The organism is Mycobacterium bulgaricum (assembly GCF_041287165.2).
GTDB classification, from domain to species: domain Bacteria; phylum Actinomycetota; class Actinomycetes; order Mycobacteriales; family Mycobacteriaceae; genus Mycobacterium; species Mycobacterium bulgaricum.
The window spans coordinates 997,849-1,017,309 of the sequence record NZ_JBGGKV020000001.1 but is presented as its reverse complement, the minus strand read 5'-3'; the positions used below and the strand labels follow the sequence as shown (position 1 = coordinate 1,017,309).

3 protein-coding genes are annotated in these 19,461 nt (G+C 65.0%); 1 reads left to right on the top strand and 2 read right to left on the bottom strand.

Translation table 11 applies throughout. The features are described 5' to 3' along the window. Nucleotides 1–3 precede the first annotated feature (3 nt). Together ACAG24_RS04965 and ACAG24_RS04960 are read right to left on the bottom strand one after the other, a co-directional pair. On the bottom strand, nucleotides 4–17,931 hold the full coding sequence (locus ACAG24_RS04965; RefSeq protein WP_370471539.1) for an Ig-like domain-containing protein: 17,928 nt from the start codon (nucleotides 17,929–17,931) through the stop codon (nucleotides 4–6). Nucleotides 17,932–18,277: 346 nt separating this feature from the next. After that, nucleotides 18,278–18,619, bottom strand: a complete 342-nt coding sequence (locus ACAG24_RS04960; RefSeq protein ID WP_370471538.1) for a hypothetical protein — start codon at nucleotides 18,617–18,619, stop codon at nucleotides 18,278–18,280. Nucleotides 18,620–19,105: 486 nt separating this feature from the next. On the opposite strand from ACAG24_RS04960, the gene ACAG24_RS04955 reads away from it, so the two are divergent. Next, the gene (locus ACAG24_RS04955; protein ID WP_370471537.1) at nucleotides 19,106–19,456 is read left to right on the top strand and encodes a VOC family protein; all 351 of its coding nucleotides are present in this window, start codon (nucleotides 19,106–19,108) and stop codon (nucleotides 19,454–19,456) included. Nucleotides 19,457–19,461 lie beyond the last annotated feature (5 nt).

The window sequence follows — 19,461 nt, the reverse complement described above, 5'->3', positions numbered from 1 at the left end:
CTGCTACAGCACGAACGTGATGGTGCCCGACGTACTTCCACTCAAGCCCTGCTCGTCGCGCACCACCATCGTGATGTCGCGGAAGCCGACCAGATTCAGAGCGTTCTTCGAGAACCGGATCGACTGAAGCACCGACTGGTACTGCGCGGTGGTGCCCAGCCCTGTCAGGGTCAGCACGCCGCCCGCGTAACCGCCTGTGATGTTGCCCGTGGGCGTGAAGGTCAGAGAATCCCCACTTTGGACGTTGGTCAGGGTGACGACTGCGCGATCGAGGTATGAAGAATCGTCCACGATCGCAGCGGTGGGGCTGATCAGCGGCAGGCTCAGCACGATGAGACCCAGCGGCGCAGTGATCACCGGTGCCGTGTTCGCCCGCTGCGTGAGTAGAGCGATAGCGCCCGGGCTGGTGGCATTCAGTGCATCCGTCACGGTGAAGGTCAGCGTCTTGACCAAGGTCGGTGCGGATGGGCCCGACCGGAAGGTCACCGACCGCAGAAGCTGTTGGTACTGCAGAGCTGTCGCCGTTCCGGTGAAGGTCAGCACACCTGTGCTGCTGTCGTAACTGCCGTTGATTCCGGAGACGGGGGTGAAGTCGAGAACGTCACCCGCGGCGAAGTTCCCGCTGATCGTCACCGATGCGCCGCTCATGTTCGCCGTGTCCAGATCGAGGATCGTGAGCAACGAGTTCACCTGTACAGCAGTGTTGCCCGCGGTATAGATCGGCCCGGCGACCGTGGTCACCAAAGGCGCCAGGTTCACCGGTGCAGCCAAGACCGTCACCGCGACAGTGCCCGGGAGGCTGGCGGAGCCTCCGAGATCGGTCACGGTAAAGGACACCGACTTGATCGCGGCCAACGCCGAGGCACCTGTCGACAATTGAACCGACCGCAGCGCCGTCTCGTAGTCCGCGATCGACGCATTCCCGGTGAAAGTCAACACGCCCGTGCCGGCGTTGTAGTTACCGGCAATCCCCGAGGGCGCGCTGAAAGTCAGCACATCGCCGGACGCGAAGCCGCCGCTGATTCTCACGGTCGCACCCTGGAGGGAGGACGAGTCGAGGTCGAGGAGGCTGACCCCGGAGTCGACAGTCACCGCACTGTTGCCGGCCGTGTAGGAGAGGTTGACGCCCGACGTCACCACGAGCGGAGGAATGCTCGTTCCGACATTGAGCACGGTCACAGCGACCAATCCGGGCACACTCGCGTTGCCCTGGTCGTCGGTCACGACGATCGAAAGGGACTTGATCGTGGCGAGCGCACCGGAACCTGTTGCGAACGTGACGGATCGCAGCACCTGCTCGTAGGCAGCAGCGGAGGCGCTGCCGGTGAACGTCAACACCCCCGTCACGGAGTTGTACGACCCGTCGATGCCCGTCTGCGGTGTGAAGCTGAGCATGTCACCGGAGACCGGTCCGCCCACGATCGTGATCACGGCCTTGGACATATCCGATGAATCCGCGTCGAGAATGCGCACGCCCGAATCGACGAAGACGGCCGAACCTCCCGCGGTGTAGGTGACATTCACCAACGACGTGGCCACCGACGGGCGGGCAGATGTGGGCAGCGACAGCACCGCAACGGAGACCGTTGACGGGGCACTCACCCTGTCGGACTGGTCGGTGACTTCGAAGGTGATGGTCTTGATCGACGCAACCGCAGACGAACTCGTCGAGAACTTCACCGAACGCAGCAGGTCTTGGTACACACCCACCGACGCTGAGCCGGTGATGGTCAGGACTCCACCGCTGTATACGGCAGTCATGCCGCTGGGCACAGGCCCGACACTCAGCGTGTCCCCGGCCTGGGGGGAGTCGATGGTCACCGTTGCGGACTTCATTGTTTGTGAATCGGCGTCCAGAACGAGGACGCCCGAGTCGACTGGTATGCCGGTGCCTCCCGCGGTGTAGGTCACGCCGATCAGCGATGCGACGACGATCGGATCGAACTGCGTGCTGGGCAGCCCGACGAGGGTCACCTGTGTGGCACTCGGCGCCGACAGATTCGCGGCGGTGTCCGTGACACGGAAAGTGATGGTCTTGATCCCCGCGTCTGTGGACTGGATCGTGATCGACTGCAACACAGCCTGATACACCTGCGCCGACGCCGCACCGGTGAACGTGACCGTCGAACCTGCACCCGAGGTCGCCGTCGTGGTCACACCGGCGGGGAGGGTGTCCCACGAGAGGACATCCCCGGCAGCCGGGTTGGCGATCGTCACTGTGGCCGACTCGATATCGGAATCGATATCCGTGAGCACCACCACCGGCGACACCGTTACCGGAGTGCCGGTCACCCCGGCGGCCGCCGGCAGAGCCACCAACACCGGAGTCAGGCCTGAGTTGGTCGGCGGGCCGACCACCGTCACCAGCGTCGAGGCAATCGCCGACGGGTTGCCGACGGCGTCGTTCACCGTGAACGTGACTGACTTGACACCCGCCGTCGAGGACGTCAGAGCCACTGAGGCCAGCAGATCGCGATACGCCTGAGCCGTGCCTGTACCGGTGAAGGTGACGGTAGAGACCGCACCGGAGGTCGCCGTCGTGGCGACCCCGGCGGGAAGGGAGTTCCACTCCAACACATCGCCTGCGCCCGCACTGACGATTGTCACAGTGGCGGACTGAATTTGAGAATCGAGGTCAGTCAGCGCCACGACTGGCGAGACCGTCACGGGGCTCCCGGTCAGCCCGACCGCTGCAGGCAGTGTTGCCAACACCGGGGCGAGTCCGTCGCCCACCGGCAGACCGACCACCGTCACTAAGGTGGTGCTGGTTGCCGACGCGTTGCCGTCGGTGACTGTGAACGTCACCGTCTTCACACCCGCGGTAGTGGAGCTGACCGTGATCGCTTGCAGCACGGACTGATACACCTGCGCCGACGCCGCACCAGTGAATGTCACCGTCGAACCTGCACCCGAGGTCGCCGTCGTCGACACCCGCGAGGGAAGGGTGTCCCAAGACAGGACATCCCCGGGATTAGCACCTACCACGGTGACAGTGGCCGACTCGATGTCGGAGTCCAGATCGGTGAGCACCACCACCGGCGAGACAGTGATGGGGCTGCCGGTGAGCCCGGCAGCCGCGGGTAGGGCCACCAACATCGGGGCGAGTCCGTCGCCCACCGGCAACCCCACCACCGTCACCAACGTCGCGGACGGAATCGAAGAGTTGCCGTCGATGTCGGTGACTGTGAACGTCACCGTCTTCACACCCGCGGTCGCTGACGTGACGGTAAGCGATTGCAACACGGACTGATACACCTGCGCCGCAGCAGCACCCCTGAATGTCACCGTCGAACCTGCGCCCGAGGTCGCCGTCGTGGTCACCCCTGAGGGCAGGGTGCCCCACGACAGGACATCACCGGGATTAGCACCTACCACGGTGACAGTGGCCGACTCGATCTCAGAGTCCAGATCGGTCAGCACCACCACCGGCGACACAGTGACCGCGTCACCGACCAGACCAGCCGCCGCGGGCAAGGCCACCAACACCGGGGCCACACCGTCGCCCACCGGCAGACCGACCACGGTCACCAAGGTGGTGCTGGTTGCCGACGCGTTGCCGTCGGTGACTGTGAACGTCACCGTCTTCACACCCGCGGTAGTGGAGCTGACCGTGATCGCTTGCAGCACGGACTTATACACCTGCGCCGACGCCGCACCCGTGAATGTCACGGTCGAACCTGCACCCGACATCGCCGCCGTCGTGACGCCTGCGGGCAGGGTGTCCCAAGACAGCACATCACCGGCGGCGGGGTTGGTGATCGACACCGTCGCTGACTCGATGTCAGAGTCCAGATCGGTGAGCACCACCACCGGCGAAACCCTCACCGGGTTACCGGTGAGCCCGGCTGCCGCCGGAAGTGCCACCAACACCGGGGCGAGTCCGTCGCCCACCGGCAACCCCACCACCGTCACCAACGTGGAACTGACCGCCGAAGCATTGCCGTCGATGTCAGTCACCGAGAAGGTCACCGTCTTCACACCCGCAGTAGTTGAGTTCAGGGTGAGGGATTGCAGCAAAGACTGATACACCTGCGCCGCGGCAGCACCCGTAAACGTCACCGACGACACCGCACCCGACGTCGCCGCCGTGGTCACCCCTGCGGGCAGGGTGTCCCATGACAACACATCACCGGCGGCCGGGTTGGTGATCGACACCGTCGCCGACTCGACGTCGGAGTCCAGATCGGTGAGCACCACCACCGGCGAAACAGTGACCGGGTTACCGGTGAGCCCGGCTGCCGCCGGCAAGGCCACCAACACCGGGGCGATTCCGTCCCCCACCGGCAACCCCACCACCGTCACCAACGTCGCAGACGGAATCGAAGAATTGCCGTCGATGTCGGTGACCGAGAACGTCACCGTCTTCACCCCGGCCGCAGCCGAAGTGACCGTAAGAGATTGCAGCACAGACTGATACACCTGCGCCGACGCCGCACCAGTAAACGTGACAGAAGAACCTGCACCCGACGTCGCCGTCGTCGTGACGCCTGCGGGCAGGCTGCCCCACGACAGCACATCCCCCGCGGTCGGGTTGGTGATCGACACCGTCGCCGACTCGACGTCAGAGTCCAGATCGGTGAGCACCACCACCGGCGAAACCCTCACCGGGTTACCGGTGAGCCCGGCTGCCGCCGGAAGTGCCACAAGTATCGGGGCGAGTCCGTCGCCCACCGGCAACCCGACCACCGTCACTAACGTGGGGCTGGTCGCCGACGCGTTGCCGTCGATATCAGTCACCGAGAACGTCACCGTCTTCACCCCGGCCGCAGCCGATGTGACCATGATCGACTGCAAGACAGACTGATACACCTGCGCCGCAGCAGCACCCGTGAACGTCACCGTCGAACCTGCACCCGAGGTCGCCGTCGTCGACACCCCCGACGGCAGGGTGTCCCAAGACAGGACATCACCGGCGGCCGGGTTGGTGATCGACACCGTCGCCGACTCGATGTCAGAGTCCAGATCGGTCAGCACGACCACCGGCGAGACCGTCACCGGATTTCCGATGAGCCCCGCTGCCGCGGGGAGGGCCACCAATACCGAGGCGAGTCCGTCGCCCACCGGCAACCCGACCACCGTCACCAACGTCGCAGACGGAATCGAAGAATTGCCGTCGACATCAGTCACCGAGAAGGTCACTGTCTTCACCCCGGCCGCAGCCGAAGTGACCGTAAGAGATTGCAGCACAGACTGATACACCTGCGCCGACGCCGCACCCGTGAACGTGACCGTCGAACCTGCACCCGAGGTCGCCGTCGTCGACACCCCTGAGGGCAGGGTCCCCCACGACAACACGTCACCGGGATTAGCACCTACCACGGTGACAGTGGCCGACTCAATCTCCGAGTCCAAATCCGAGAGAACCAGCACCGGCGAGACCGTCACCGCGTCACCGACCAGACCAGCCGCGGCGGGCAAGGCCACCAACACCGGGGCCACACCGTCGCCCACCGGAAGCCCCACCACCGTCACCAACGTCGCGGACGGAATCGAAGAGTTGCCGTCGATGTCGGTGACCGAGAACGTCACCGTCTTCACCCCGGCCGCAGCCGTAGTGACCGTGACCGACTGCAAGACAGACTGATACACCTGCGCCGCAGCAGCACCCGTGAACGTCACCGTCGAACCTGCACCCGAGGTCGCCGTCGTCGACACCCCCGACGGCAGGGTGTCCCAAGACAGGACATCCCCGGCGGCCGGGTTGGTGATCGACACCGTCGCCGACTCGATGTCGGAGTCCAGATCGGTCAGCACGACCACCGGCGACACAGTGATCGGGTTACCGGTGAGCCCGGCTGCCGCCGGAAGTGCCACAAGTATCGGGGCGAGTCCGTCGCCCACCGGCAGACCCACCACCGTCACCAACGTGGAACTGATCGCCGAGGCATTGCCGTCGACATCAGTCACCGAGAAGGTCACTGTCTTCACACCGGCCGCAGCCGAAGTGACCGTAAGAGATTGCAGAACGGACTGATACACCTGCGCCGACGCCGCACCCGTGAACGTGACCGTCGAACCTGCGCCCGAGGTCGCCGTCGTCGACACGCCTGAAGGCAGGGTGTCCCACGACAGCACATCACCGGGGTTAGCACCTACCACGGTGACAGTGGCCGACTCGATGTCGGAGTCCAGATCGGTCAGCACCACCACCGGCGAAACCGTGACTGCATCCCCGACCACACCAGCCGCGGCGGGCAAGGCCACCAACACCGGGGCGAGTCCGTCGCCCACCGGCATCCCGACCACCGTCACCGTGGAACTGGTCGCCGAAGCACTGCCGTCGATGTCGGTCACCGAGAACGCCACCGTCTTCACACCCGCGGTAGTGAAGTTGACCGTTATCGCTTGCAGCACGGATTGATACACCTGCGCCGCGGCAGCACCGGTGAAAGTCACCGTCGAACCTGCACCCGAGGTCGCCGTCGTCGTGACGCCTGCGGGCAGGGTGTCCCACGACAGCACGTCACCGGGGTTAGCACCTACCACGGTGACAGTGGCCGACTCGATGTCGGAGTCCAGATCGGTGAGCACCACCACCGGCGAGACAGTGATCGGGCTACCGGTGAGCCCGGCTGCCGCCGGCAAGGCCACCAACACCGGAGCGAGTCCGTCGCCCACCGGCAGACCCACCACGGTCACCAAGGTCGCAGACGGAATCGCTGCATTGCCGTCGATGTCGGTGACTGTAAACGTCACCGTCTTGACACCCGCAGTGGCCGAGCTAACCGTGATCGACTGCAAGACAGACTGATACACCTGCGCCGACGCCGCACCCGTGAACGTCACGGTCGAACCTGCACCCGAGGTCGCCGTCGTCGACACCCCCGAGGGAAGGGTGTCCCAAGACAGGACATCCCCGGGATTAGCACCTACCACGGTGACAGTGGCCGACTCAATCTCGGAGTCCAGATCGGTGAGCACCACCACCGGCGAGACAGTGACCGGATTTCCGGTGAGCCCGGCTGCCGCGGGCAAGGCCACCAACACCGGGGCAATTCCGTCGCCCACCGGCAACCCCACCACCGTCACCAACGTCGCGGACGGAATCGCTGCATTGCCGTCGATGTCGGTGACCGTGAACGTCACCGTCTTCACACCCGCGGTCGCTGACGTGACCGTAAGAGATTGCAGCACAGACCTATACACCTGCGCCGCAGCAGCACCCGTGAACGTCACCGTCGAACCTGCACCCGACGTCGCCGCCGTCGACACGCCTGAAGGCAGGGTCCCCCACGACAACACATCACCGGCGGCCGGGTTGGTGATCGACACCGTCGCCGACTCGACGCCAGAGTCCAGATCGGTCAGCACCACCACCGGCGACACAGTGACCGGGCTACCGGTAAGCCCGGCCGCCGCCGGCAAGGCCACCAACACCGGAGCGAGTCCGTCGCCCACCGGCAACCCCACCACCGTCACCAACGTCGCGGACGGAATCGAAGAGTTGCCGTCGATATCGGTGACCGAGAACGTCACCGTCTTCACACCCGCAGTGGTCGAGTTGAGGGTGAGGGATTGCAGCACGGATTGATACACCTGCGCCGCGGCAGCACCCGTGAACGTCACCGTCGAACCTGCACCCGAGGTCGCCGCCGTGGTCACCCCTGCGGGCAGGATGTCCCACGAGAGGACATCACCGGCGCCGGGGTTGCTGATCGACACCGTCGCTGACTCGATGTCGGAGTCCAGGTCGGTGAGCACCACCACCGGCGAGACCGTCACCGCGTCACCGACCAGACCAGCCGCGGCGGGCAAGGCCACCAACACCGGGGCCACACCGTCGCCCACCGGCAACCCCACCACCGTCACCAACGTCGCGGACGGAATCGAAGCGTTACCGTCGATGTCGGTGACCGTAAACGTCACCGTCTTCACACCCGCGGTCGCTGACGTGACCGTAAGAGATTGCAGCACAGACTGATACACCTGCGCCGCAGCAGCACCCGTGAACGTCACCGTCGAACCTGCACCCGACGTCGCCGCCGTGGTCACCCCTGCTGGCAGGATGTCCCACGACAACACATCCCCCGCGGCCGGGTTACTGATCGACACCGTCGCCGACTCAATCTCCGAGTCCAGATCGGTCAGCACCACCACCGGCGACACCGTGACCGGGCTACCGGTGAGCCCGGCCGCCGCCGGCAAGGCCACCAACACCGGAGCGAGTCCGTCGCCCACCGGCATCCCGACCACCGTCACCAACGTGGAACTGACCGCCGAAGCATTGCCGTCGATATCTGTGACCGAGAACGTCACCGTCTTCACCCCGGCCGCAGCCGTAGTGACCGTGACCGACTGCAAGACAGACTGATACACCTGCGCTGACGCCGCACCCGTGAACGTCACCGTCGAACCTGCACCCGAGGTCGCCGTCGTCGACACCCCCGACGGCAAGGTGCCCCACGACAACACGTCACCGGGATTAGCACCTACCACGGTGACAGTGGCCGACTCAATCTCGGAGTCCAGATCGGTCAGCACCACCACCGGCGACACAGTGATCGGGTCACCGGTGAGCCCGGCTGCCGCCGGCAAGGCCACCAACACCGGAGCGAGTCCGTCGCCCACCGGCATCCCGACCACCGTCACCAACGTGGAGCTGACCGCCGAGGCATTCCCGTCGATGTCAGTCACCGAGAAGGTCACTGTCTTCACCCCGGCCGCAGCCGAAGTGACCGTAAGAGATTGCAACACAGACTGATACACCTGCGCCGCAGCAGCACCCGTGAATGTCACCGACGACACCGCACCCGAGGTCGCCGTCGTCGTGACGCCTGCGGGCAGGGTGTCCCAAGACAGGACATCCCCGGCGGCGGGGTTGGTGATCGACACCGTCGCTGACTCGATGTCAGAGTCCAGATCGGTGAGCACCACCACCGGCGAAACCCTCACCGGGTTACCGGTGAGCCCGGCTGCCGCGGGGAGGGCCACCAATACCGGGGCGAGTCCGTCGCCCACCGGCAACCCCACCACGGTCACCAACGTGGAGCTGACCGCCGAGGCATTGCCGTCGATGTCAGTCACCGAGAAGGTCACCGTCTTCACCCCGGCCGCAGCCGAAGTGACCGTAAGAGATTGCAGCACAGACTGATACACCTGCGCCGCAGCAGCACCGGTGAATGTCACCGACGACACCGCACCCGAGGTCGCCGCCGTCGTGACACCTGCGGGCAGGGTGTCCCAAGACAACACATCACCGGCGGCCGGGTTGGTGATCGACACCGTCGCCGACTCGACGTCGGAGTCCAGATCGGTGAGCACCACCACCGGCGAGACCGTCACCGGGTTACCGGCGAGCCCGGCTGCCGCCGGCAAGGCCACCAACACCGGGGCGATTCCGTCCCCCACCGGCAACCCCACCACCGTCACCAACGTCGCAGACGGAATCGAAGAATTGCCGTCGATGTCGGTGACCGAGAACGTCACCGTCTTCACACCCGCAGTAGTGGAGCTGACCGTGATCGACTGCAAGACAGACTGATACACCTGTGCCGCAGCAGCACCGGTGAACGTCACCGACGACACCGCACCCGACATCGCCGCCGTCGTGACGCCTGCGGGCAGGGTGTCCCAAGACAGCACATCACCGGCGGCGGGGTTGGTGATCGACACCGTCGCTGACTCGATGTCAGAGTCCAGGTCGGTGAGCACTACCACCGGCGAGACAGTGATCGGGCTACCGGTGAGCCCGGCTGCCGCCGGAAGTGCCACTAACACCGGGGCCACACCGTCGCCCACCGACAACCCGACCACGGTCACCAACGTGGAACTGGCTGCCGACGCGTTGCCGTCAGCGTCAACCACCGAGAAGGTCACCGTCTTCACACCCGCGGTAGTGGATTTGAGGGTGAGGGATTGCAGTACGGATTGGTACACCTGCGCTGCAGCAGCACCGGTGAACGTCACCGTCGAACCTGCACCCGAGGTTGCCGTCGTTGTGACGCCTGCGGGCAGGGTGTCCCAAGACAGCACATCACCGGCGGCTGGGTTGGTGATCGACACCGTCGCTGACTCGATGTCGGAGTCCAGGTCGGTGAGCACCACCACCGGCGAAACAGTGATCGGGCTACCGGTGAGCCCGGCTGCCGCCGGCAAGGCCACCAACACCGGGGCCACACCGTCGCCCACCGGCAACCCGACCACGGTCACCAATGTCGCAGACGGTATGGAGGCGTTGCCGTCGGCGTCGGTGACTGTGAACGTCACGGTCTTCACCCCGGCCGCAGCCGAAGTGACCGTAAAAGATTGCAGCACAGACTGATACACCTGCGCCGACGCCGCACCAGTAATCGTGACAGAAGAACCTGCACCCGAGGTCGCCGTCGTCGTGACGCCTGCGGGCAGGGTGTCCCACGAGAGGACATCCCCGGCGGCCGGGTTGGTGATCGACACCGTCGCCGACTCGATGTCAGAGTCCAGATCGGTGAGCACCACCACCGGCGAAACCCTCACCGGGTTACCGGTGAGCCCGGCTGCCGCGGGAAGTGCCACAAGTATCGGGGCCACACCTGAACCGGCCGGCAGACCCACCACGGTCACCAACGTTGCAGACGGTATGGAGGCGTTGCCGTCGGCGTCGGTGACCGTGAACGTCACCGTCTTCACACCCGCGGTAGTGGAGTTGAGGGTGAGGGATTGCAGCACGGATTGATACACCTGCGTCGCAGCAGCGCCGGTAAACGTCACCGTCGAACCTGCACCCGAGGTCGCCGTCGTGGTCACCCCTGCGGGCAGGGTGTCCCACGAGAGGACATCCCCGGCGGCCGGGTTGGTGATCGACACCGTCGCCGACTCGATGTCAGAGTCCAGATCGGTGAGCACCACCACCGGCGAAACCCTCACCGGGTTACCGGTGAGCCCGGCTGCCGCGGGAAGTGCCACAAGTATCGGGGCCACACCTGAACCGGCCGGCAATCCGACCACGGTCACCAGGGTCGCCGACGGAATCGCTGCATTGCCGTCGATGTCGGTGACTGTGAACGTCACCGTCTTCACACCCGCAGTGGCCGAGCTGACCGTGATCGACTGCAAGACAGACTGATACACCTGTGCCGCAGCAGCACCCGTGAATGTCACCGACGACACCGCACCCGAGGTCGCCGCCGTGGTCACCCCTGCTGGCAGGGTGTCCCAAGACAGCACATCACCGGCGGCGGGGTTGGTGATCGACACCGTCGCTGACTCGATGTCGGAGCCCAGATCCGAGAGCACCACCACCGGCGAAACCGTCACCGGATTTCCGGTGAGCCCGGCTGCCGCCGGAAGTGCCACCAACACCGGGGCCACACCGTCGCCCACCGGCAAGCCCACCACCGTCACCAACGTGGAGCTGACCGCCGAAGCATTGCCGTCGATATCTGTGACCGAGAACGTCACCGTCTTCACATCGGCCGCAGCCGTGGTGACCGTGACCGACTGCAAGACAGACTGATACACCTGCGCCGCCGCAGCACCCGTAAACGTCACCGACGACACCGCACCCGAGGTCGCCGTCGTCGACACCCCCGACGGCAAGGTGCCCCACGACAGCACGTCACCGGCGGTGGGGTTGGTGATCGACACCGTCGCCGACTCGATGTCAGAGTCCAGATCGGTGAGCACCACCACCGGCGACACCGTCACCGGGTTACCGGTGAGCCCGGCTGCCACCGGTAACGCCACCAACACGGGGGCCACACCCGAACCGGCCGGCAATCCGACCACGGTCACCAACGTCGCAGACGGAATCGCGGCATTGCCGTCGACATCAGTCACCGAGAACGTCACCGTCTTCACCCCGGCCGCAGGCGAAGTGACCGTAAGAGATTGCAACACAGACTGATACACCTGCGCCGCAGCCGCACCAGTGAACGTCACCGTCGAACCTGCACCCGACGTCGCCGCCGTGGTGACGCCTGACGGCAAGGTGCCCCATGACAACACATCCCCCGCGGCCGGGTTGCTAATCGACACCGTCGCCGACTCGACGTCAGAGTCCAGATCAGTGAGAACCACCACAGGCGACACCGTCACCGGGCTACCGGTGAGCCCGGCTGCCACCGGTAACGCCACCAACACGGGGGCCACACCCGAACCGGCCGGCAATCCGACCACTGTCACCAGCGTCGCAGACGGAATCGCTGCATTGCCGTCGATGTCGGAGACTGTGAACGTCACCGTCTTCACACCGGCCGCAGCCGAAGTGGCCGTGATCGACTGCAGCACGGACTGATACACCTGCGCCGACGCCGCACCCGTGAACGTCACGGCCGAACCTGCACCTGAGCTCGCCGTCGTGGTCACCCCCGACGGCAAGGTGCCCCACGACAGCACGTCACCGGCGGTCGGGTTGGTGATCGACACCGTCGCTGACTCGATGTCGGAGTCCAGGTCGGTGAGCACCACCACAGGCGAAACCGTCACCGGGTTACCGGTGAGCCCGGCTGCCACCGGTAACGCCACCAACACGGGGGCCACACCCGAACCGGCCGGCAACCCCACCACCGTCACCAACGTGGAACTGACCGCCGAAGCATTGCCGTCGACATCAGTCACCGAGAAGGTCACCGTCTTCACACCGGCGGTAGTGGAGTTGACCGTGATCGCTTGCAGCACCGATTGATACACCTGCGCTGCAGCAGCACCCGTAAACGTCACCGACGACACCGCACCCGACGTCGCGGTCGTCGTGACGCCTGCGGGCAGGGTGTCCCACGAGAGGACATCCCCGGCGGTCGGGTTGGTGATCGACACCGTCGCCGACTCAATCTCGGAGTCCAGATCGGTCAGCACCACCACCGGCGACACCGTCACCGGGTTACCGGTGAGCCCGGCTGCCGCCGGCAAGGCCACCAACACCGGGGCGAGTCCGTCGCCCACCGGCAGACCCACCACCGTCACCAACGTCGCGGACGGAATCGCTGCATTGCCGTCGATGTCGGTGACCGTAAACGTCACCGTCTTCACACCCGCGGTCGCTGATGTGACCGTAAGAGATTGCAGCACGGACTGGTATACCTGCGCCGCAGCAGCACCCGTGAATGTCACGGCCGAACTTGCGCCCGAGGTCGCCGTCGTGGTCACCCCTGAGGGCAGGGTGTCCCATGAGAGGACATCGCCGGGATTAGCACCTACCACGGTGACAGTGGCCGACTCAATCTCGGAGTCCAGATCGGTCAGCACCACCACCGGCGACACAGTGACCGGGCTACCGGTGAGCCCGGCTGCCGCCGGCAAGGCCACCAACACCGGAGCGAGTCCGTCGCCCACCGGCAGACCCACCACGGTCACCAAGGTCGCAGACGGAATCGCTGCATTGCCGTCGATGTCGGTGACTGTAAACGTCACCGTCTTGACACCCGCAGTGGCCGAGCTAACCGTGATCGACTGCAAGACAGACTGATACACCTGCGCCGACGCCGCACCCGTGAACGTCACGGTCGAACCTGCACCCGACGTCGCCGTCGTCGACACCCCCGACGGCAGGGTGTCCCAAGACAGGACATCCCCGGCAACTGGGTTGGCGATCGACACCGTCGCTGACTCGATGTCGGAGTCCAGATCGGTGAGCACCACCACCGGCGACACCGTGACCGGATTTCCGGTGAGCCCGGCTGCCGCCGGTAGCGCCACCAACACCGGGGCCACACCGTCGCCGCCCGGCAACCCGACCACCGTCACCAAGGTCGCAGACGGAATCGCTGCATTGCCGTCGATGTCGGTGACTGTGAACGTCACCGTCTTCACACCCGCGGTAGTGGAGTTGAGGGTGAGGGATTGCAGCACGGATTGATACACCTGCGCCGCAGCAGCACCGGTAAACGTCACCGACGACACCGCACCCGACGTCGCGGTCGTCGTGACGCCTGCGGGCAGGGTGTCCCACGACAGCACATCCCCTGCGGCCGGGTTGCTGATCGACACCGTCGCCGACTCAATCTCGGAGTCCAGATCGGTGAGCACCACCACCGGCGACACCGTCACCGGATTACCGGTGAGCCCGGCCGCCACAGGTAACGCCACCAACACCGGGGCCACACCGTCGCCCACCGGCAGACCCACCACCGTCACCAACGTCGCAGACGGTATGGAGGCGTTGCCGTCGGCGTCGGTGACCGTGAACGTCACCGTCTTCACCCCGGCGGTCGCTGACGTGACCGTAAGAGATTGCAAGACAGACTGATACACCTGCGCCGCGGCAGCACCCGTAAACGTCACCGATGACACCGCACCCGAGGTCGCCGTCGTGGTCACCCCCGACGGCAGAGTCCCCCACGACAACACATCACCGGCAGCGGGGTTGGCGATCGACACCGTCGCTGACTCGATGTCGGAGTCCAGATCGGTGAGCACCACCACCGGCGAGACCGTCACCGGATTACCGGTGAGCCCGGCTGCCGCCGGTAGCGCCACCAACATCGGGGCGAGTCCGTCGCCCACCGGCAACCCCACCACCGTCACCAACGTCGCAGACGGTATGGAGGCGTTGCCGTCGGCGTCGGTGACTGTGAACGTCACCGTTTTCACCCCGGCGGTCGCTGACGTGACGGTAAGCGATTGCAAGACAGACTGATACACCTGCGCCGCAGCAGCACCCGTAAACGTCACCGACGACACCGCACCCGAGGTCGCCGTCGTCGACACCCCCGACGGCAGGGTCCCCCACGAGAGGACATCCCCAGCACCCGGGTTGGCGATCGACACCGTCGCTGACTCGATGTCAGAGTCCAGATCGGTGAGCACCACCACCGGCGAAACCCTCACCGGATTTCCGGTGAGCCCGGCTGCCACAGGTAACGCCACCAACACGGGCGCCACACCCGAACCGGCCGGCAGCCCCACCACGGTCACCAACGTCGCAGACGGAATCGCTGCATTGCCGTCGATGTCGGAGACTGTAAACGTCACCGTCTTCACACCCGCGGTAGTGGAGTTGACCGTGATCGACTGCAACACAGACTGATACACCTGCGCCGCAGCAGCACCAGTGAACGTCACGGTCGAACCTGCACCCGACGTCGCCGTCGTGGTCACCCCCGACGGCAGAGTGCCCCACGACAACACATCCCCTGCGGCCGGGTTGCTGATCGACACCGTCGCCGAACCAATCTCCGAGTCCAGATCAGTGAGCACCACCACCGGCGAGACCGTCACCGGGCTACCGGTGAGCCCGGCTGCCACCGGTAGCGCCACCAACACCGGAGCGAGTCCGTCGCCCACCGGCAGACCCACCACCGTCACCAACGTCGCAGACGGAATCGCTGCATTGCCGTCGACATCAGTCACCGTGAACGTCACCGTCTTCACCCCAGCCGCAGGCGAAGTGACCGTAAGAGATTGCAACACAGACTGATACACCTGCGCCGCAGCCGCACCCGTAAACGTCACCGACGACACCGCACCCGACGTCGCCGTCGTCGACACCCCCGACGGCAGAGTCCCCCACGACAACACATCACCGGCAGCGGGGTTTGTGATCGACACCGTCGCTGACTCGATGTCAGAGTCCAGATCGGTCAGCACCACCACCGGCGAAACCCTCACCGGATTTCCGGTGAGCCCGGCTGCAGCCGGTAAGGCCACCAGTATCGGAGCCAGTCCGTCCGTCCCAGGCAACCCGACCATCGTCACCACAGTTCCGACGCCGAGGGACTGATTTCCCTCCTCATCGGTTACCGCGAAGGTCACCGTGTTGATGCCTCCCGAAGGAGAGGTCACTGTGACCGAGGCCAATAGGTCACGGTAGTCCGCAACCGAAGCCAAGCCCGTGAAGGTGACTGACCCCGCCCCAGAAGTTGCCGAGACCCCCTCGGGAAGATCGCCCCAACTCAGTTGTCCACCTGCGCCATCGAGGGAAACCTTCGCAGAACGCAACCGATCGGAATCCAGATCTGTGATCACCACGACGGGCGACACCCTCACCGGGCTTCCGGCGAGGCCGGCGGCCACAGGTAGCACCACCAGCACCGGACTGAGATTCGTACTCGGCAACCCGACCATCGTGACAACAGTTGCGGCAGGGGGAGATTGGTTACCGTCCCCATCAGCCACCGCGAACGTGACGGTCTTGACCCCCGCCACCGACGATTTCAGCGTCACCGATGCCAGCAGGTCTCGGTATTCCTGCAGTGACGCCGCCCCGGTGAAGGTTACGGTCCCTGCTCCCGGGGTCGCAGACACACCCTCGGGCAAATCATCCCAGGCCAGCACGTCAGATGCGCCACCGCCGACGACAGTGACTGTGGCGGAAATCAATTCGTCAGAGTCTAGATCTGTTATCACCACGATCGGCGTCACCGTCACGCTGGTGCCGGCAATTCCCGCCGCGACAGGCAGCGTGACCACCAGGGGCGGCACGTCCACCGGGAGGCCGAGAACTGTCACCGCGGTGCCGACTGGGGCGCTGACCAGACCCCGTTCGTCGGTGACCGTGAAGGTGACCGTCCTGATACCGGCGGACCCGGCGGCCAGAGTCACCGAGGCCAGCAGGTCCCGATACGCGCCAATGGACGCCGTACCGGTGAACGTTATCGATCTGGCTCCCGCAGTAGCGGACACCCCATCGGGCAGTTCGCCCCACTCAAAGGAGAAATCGGCGTCTGTGCCACTGAGAGTTACTGTGGCCGAGGTTAATTCGTCGGAATCCAGATCATTGATCACCAAGACGGGGCTGACGGTGACCGACTGCCCGACAACGGCGGCCGCCACGGGTGTGACGACCACAATGGGTGCAAGTTCGACGATCGGGTTGGCAGTGATGGGGATCATCAGCGTCACGTCGTCAGGCTCAGCGATCCCTGCTGCGCGACGAAGGTAGTGGAAGACTCCCTGGATGACGCCGAGAAGCCCCTTCAGGTGTTCTGATGAATCGCTGATGGTGACGGTAAAGGTGTCGCGCAGCGGAGCGCCTGTGACGACGGTGGTCGGCGTATATACGAATTTGCCGCTCAGCGGGTCTCTGAATACCACGCCGTGTGCGGGCTGCACGATCTTGTACGTCAACGGATCGCCGTTGGGATCAAACGCCTTCAGGTCGATGAGCACCTGGCCGGTGACAGTCTGCTGAGTTTCGATCGGGCCCCACTCGGGGCTCTCGTTGAAGAACGTGTGCGTGATCTGTCGACGCACCCACGCCAGGACGGCGTCGAACCACGGGGCGCGCGCCGGGGTGGCGGGGTTCGTGAAGGGCGACAAGACGCTACTGACCACGGCGGTCATGATGTCGACGGATGCGACGTCATCTTCGGGTGCTGCCGACGCGACTGATTCCACGCCGACGACCGGTGCCGCGACGTCCACGGCAACGACATCCGTCTGAGGAACCTCCTCTGCGAGGACGTCGTCGGCTTGGGGCGCAACGTCGTCCTCGACGAGGTCGACCTCGTCCAACTCGTCTGGCGCAGTCGCTGTGTCGGTGTTGGCAGGCGCCTCCGGGATGTCTGCGGAGTCGGCTTCGAGCCCACCGTCGGCGTCGGACGGCGATATCTCCGGGGTCGAGGTGTCGCCGTCCGCGTCATCGACGGAGTTCTCGTCCTCCGGCGCCTCTGCTTCGACCGGTTCCTCTGCCGTCTCAGATTCTTCGGCGGTCGTCTCCCCGCCGGCGGTTTCCGAAGGCCCGGATTCGTTCGTGCTTGCCCGCAGGGACGGCTTCGTTGCGGACGCTTTCGTTCGAGACTCGGATTCCGGCCCCGTGGACACCGAGGCGTCGGCATCTACATCGGCGTAGGCGACGCCAGCAGAGTGGGCGACGGCAAATCCGACGCCGAGCGACACCGCGAGGGCGCCCACACGCCCGATACGTGCTGCACCGTTCGGAGTCAGCCGCTGCGCATGTTTGGCGGACCGACTGCGCGCGTTGCGCTCGACGAGGTCGGCAGCCGACCAGAAATTCCGCTCGAAATCCGCGTCATGTCGGGCTTGGGGATCGAGATGCCGGGAGACCAGAGCGCACATGAGTCATCCTCCATTTGCTGTGCACAGCGCAATCCGTCCAGGGAAGCGGGATTGCACGCCAAGATCAACCGAGATCCACCCCCGAAGCATCGCGAGGTCTCGCGACGACCAGACATAGGCGCATGTCGCTCCAACGTGCGCGCCCCCGCCCTTCCGGACCTAGATCCCTGATTTGCTGAGTGGCGCGCATTTTGTAGACGCCAGCGTCAGTATCGACAGAGCCTAGGGCACAGGAATGCTTGCGTACGGCAAAATTGCCATTGCCAAGTGGCGCGTCGAAACCACCCGGTGCAGGCGGTCCGGAACTCGCAAGACGAAACCCGCAGCTAGCAGCTATCGTCGGAGCTCAGAAGCCAATTTGCGCAAAGGTAAATTCGTCGTTTTGCGGATAGTCGGGCGAGCGCGCGCAAACCTGTTTAACCGTCCCGGCGAAGCCTTGGGCCGCCACCGCAGCCGCCCTGAGGGCAGGCGACGCAACCGGCATCTCGCGCCCGTCACACAACTCGGGCGACGACAGCGATGGGTTGCTGTAACCATTCAGGCCGTGGGCCGTGCGATACCATTGGCGGCCGCGCGAAGCCCATCCGCACGCATTGGCTGCCGAGTCACCGCCCAGATTGCCTCGCCGGGCAGCCGAAAGCTGAACGTCCGCGTCATTATTTGCCCCACGCCCGCCAGGGACGGTCACCCGGCGACGGGCGATCCCCCGCCCCGACACCCGAAAGGCTTGTGCCCGTGGGACATTGAGGCGATCGCACTCCGGTCCGAGCCAGTACCGCTGGTGCGCTTCGATCGTCGACAAAAGTTGGTTTGCTGGACGCACGCCGTTGCGTCAAGCGTGCGCCCAGCAGTGTGAGCTTAAGGGCAATAACGTGACTCCGTTAGCGTAATTACCAGATATCTTTGTTAAAGCAACTAGATAGCAACATTTCCCAACGGTTTGTTGCTTGAATTCCGCACGTCAAACGACTGTCGACGGGGCGGTGGCAAATTAACATTAGAAGCAATTACTGCTGATCGCCGCCCACTGCCGGTGAGCAAGCCCCGGCAACGAAGGTGTTTGATCGCTTCGAACCCCTCGGCCGCGCGGGTCACAGGGCGCATAGGTGCCCGTGACGAATGGTCGCTGTAACTGCGCTGGGTAGTTCGGCTCGGGCCGACGTATCGTCGGCGCATGAGCGTGAAGCGCGTGATGCCGGTCGTGACCGTCGATGATCTCGACGCAGCTGTCGAAGGGTATCGGGCGGTACTCGGTCTCGACGTCGTGATGAATCACGGCTGGATTGCCACCCTGTCCGGTCAAGATCACCGCCACCAACTCAGCCTTATGACCCGCGACGCGACCGCGCCCGTCAATCCCGCTGTGTCTGTCGAAGTCGACGATGTCGACGCCGCGTACGACGCCGCGGTTCAGGCGGGGCTGAAGATCATCCATCCGCTCGGTGACGAGGACTGGGGCGTGCGCCGGTTCTTCTTCGCCGACGGCACCGGGAACGTCATCAATGTGCTGAGCCACAGGTCCTGACGCTC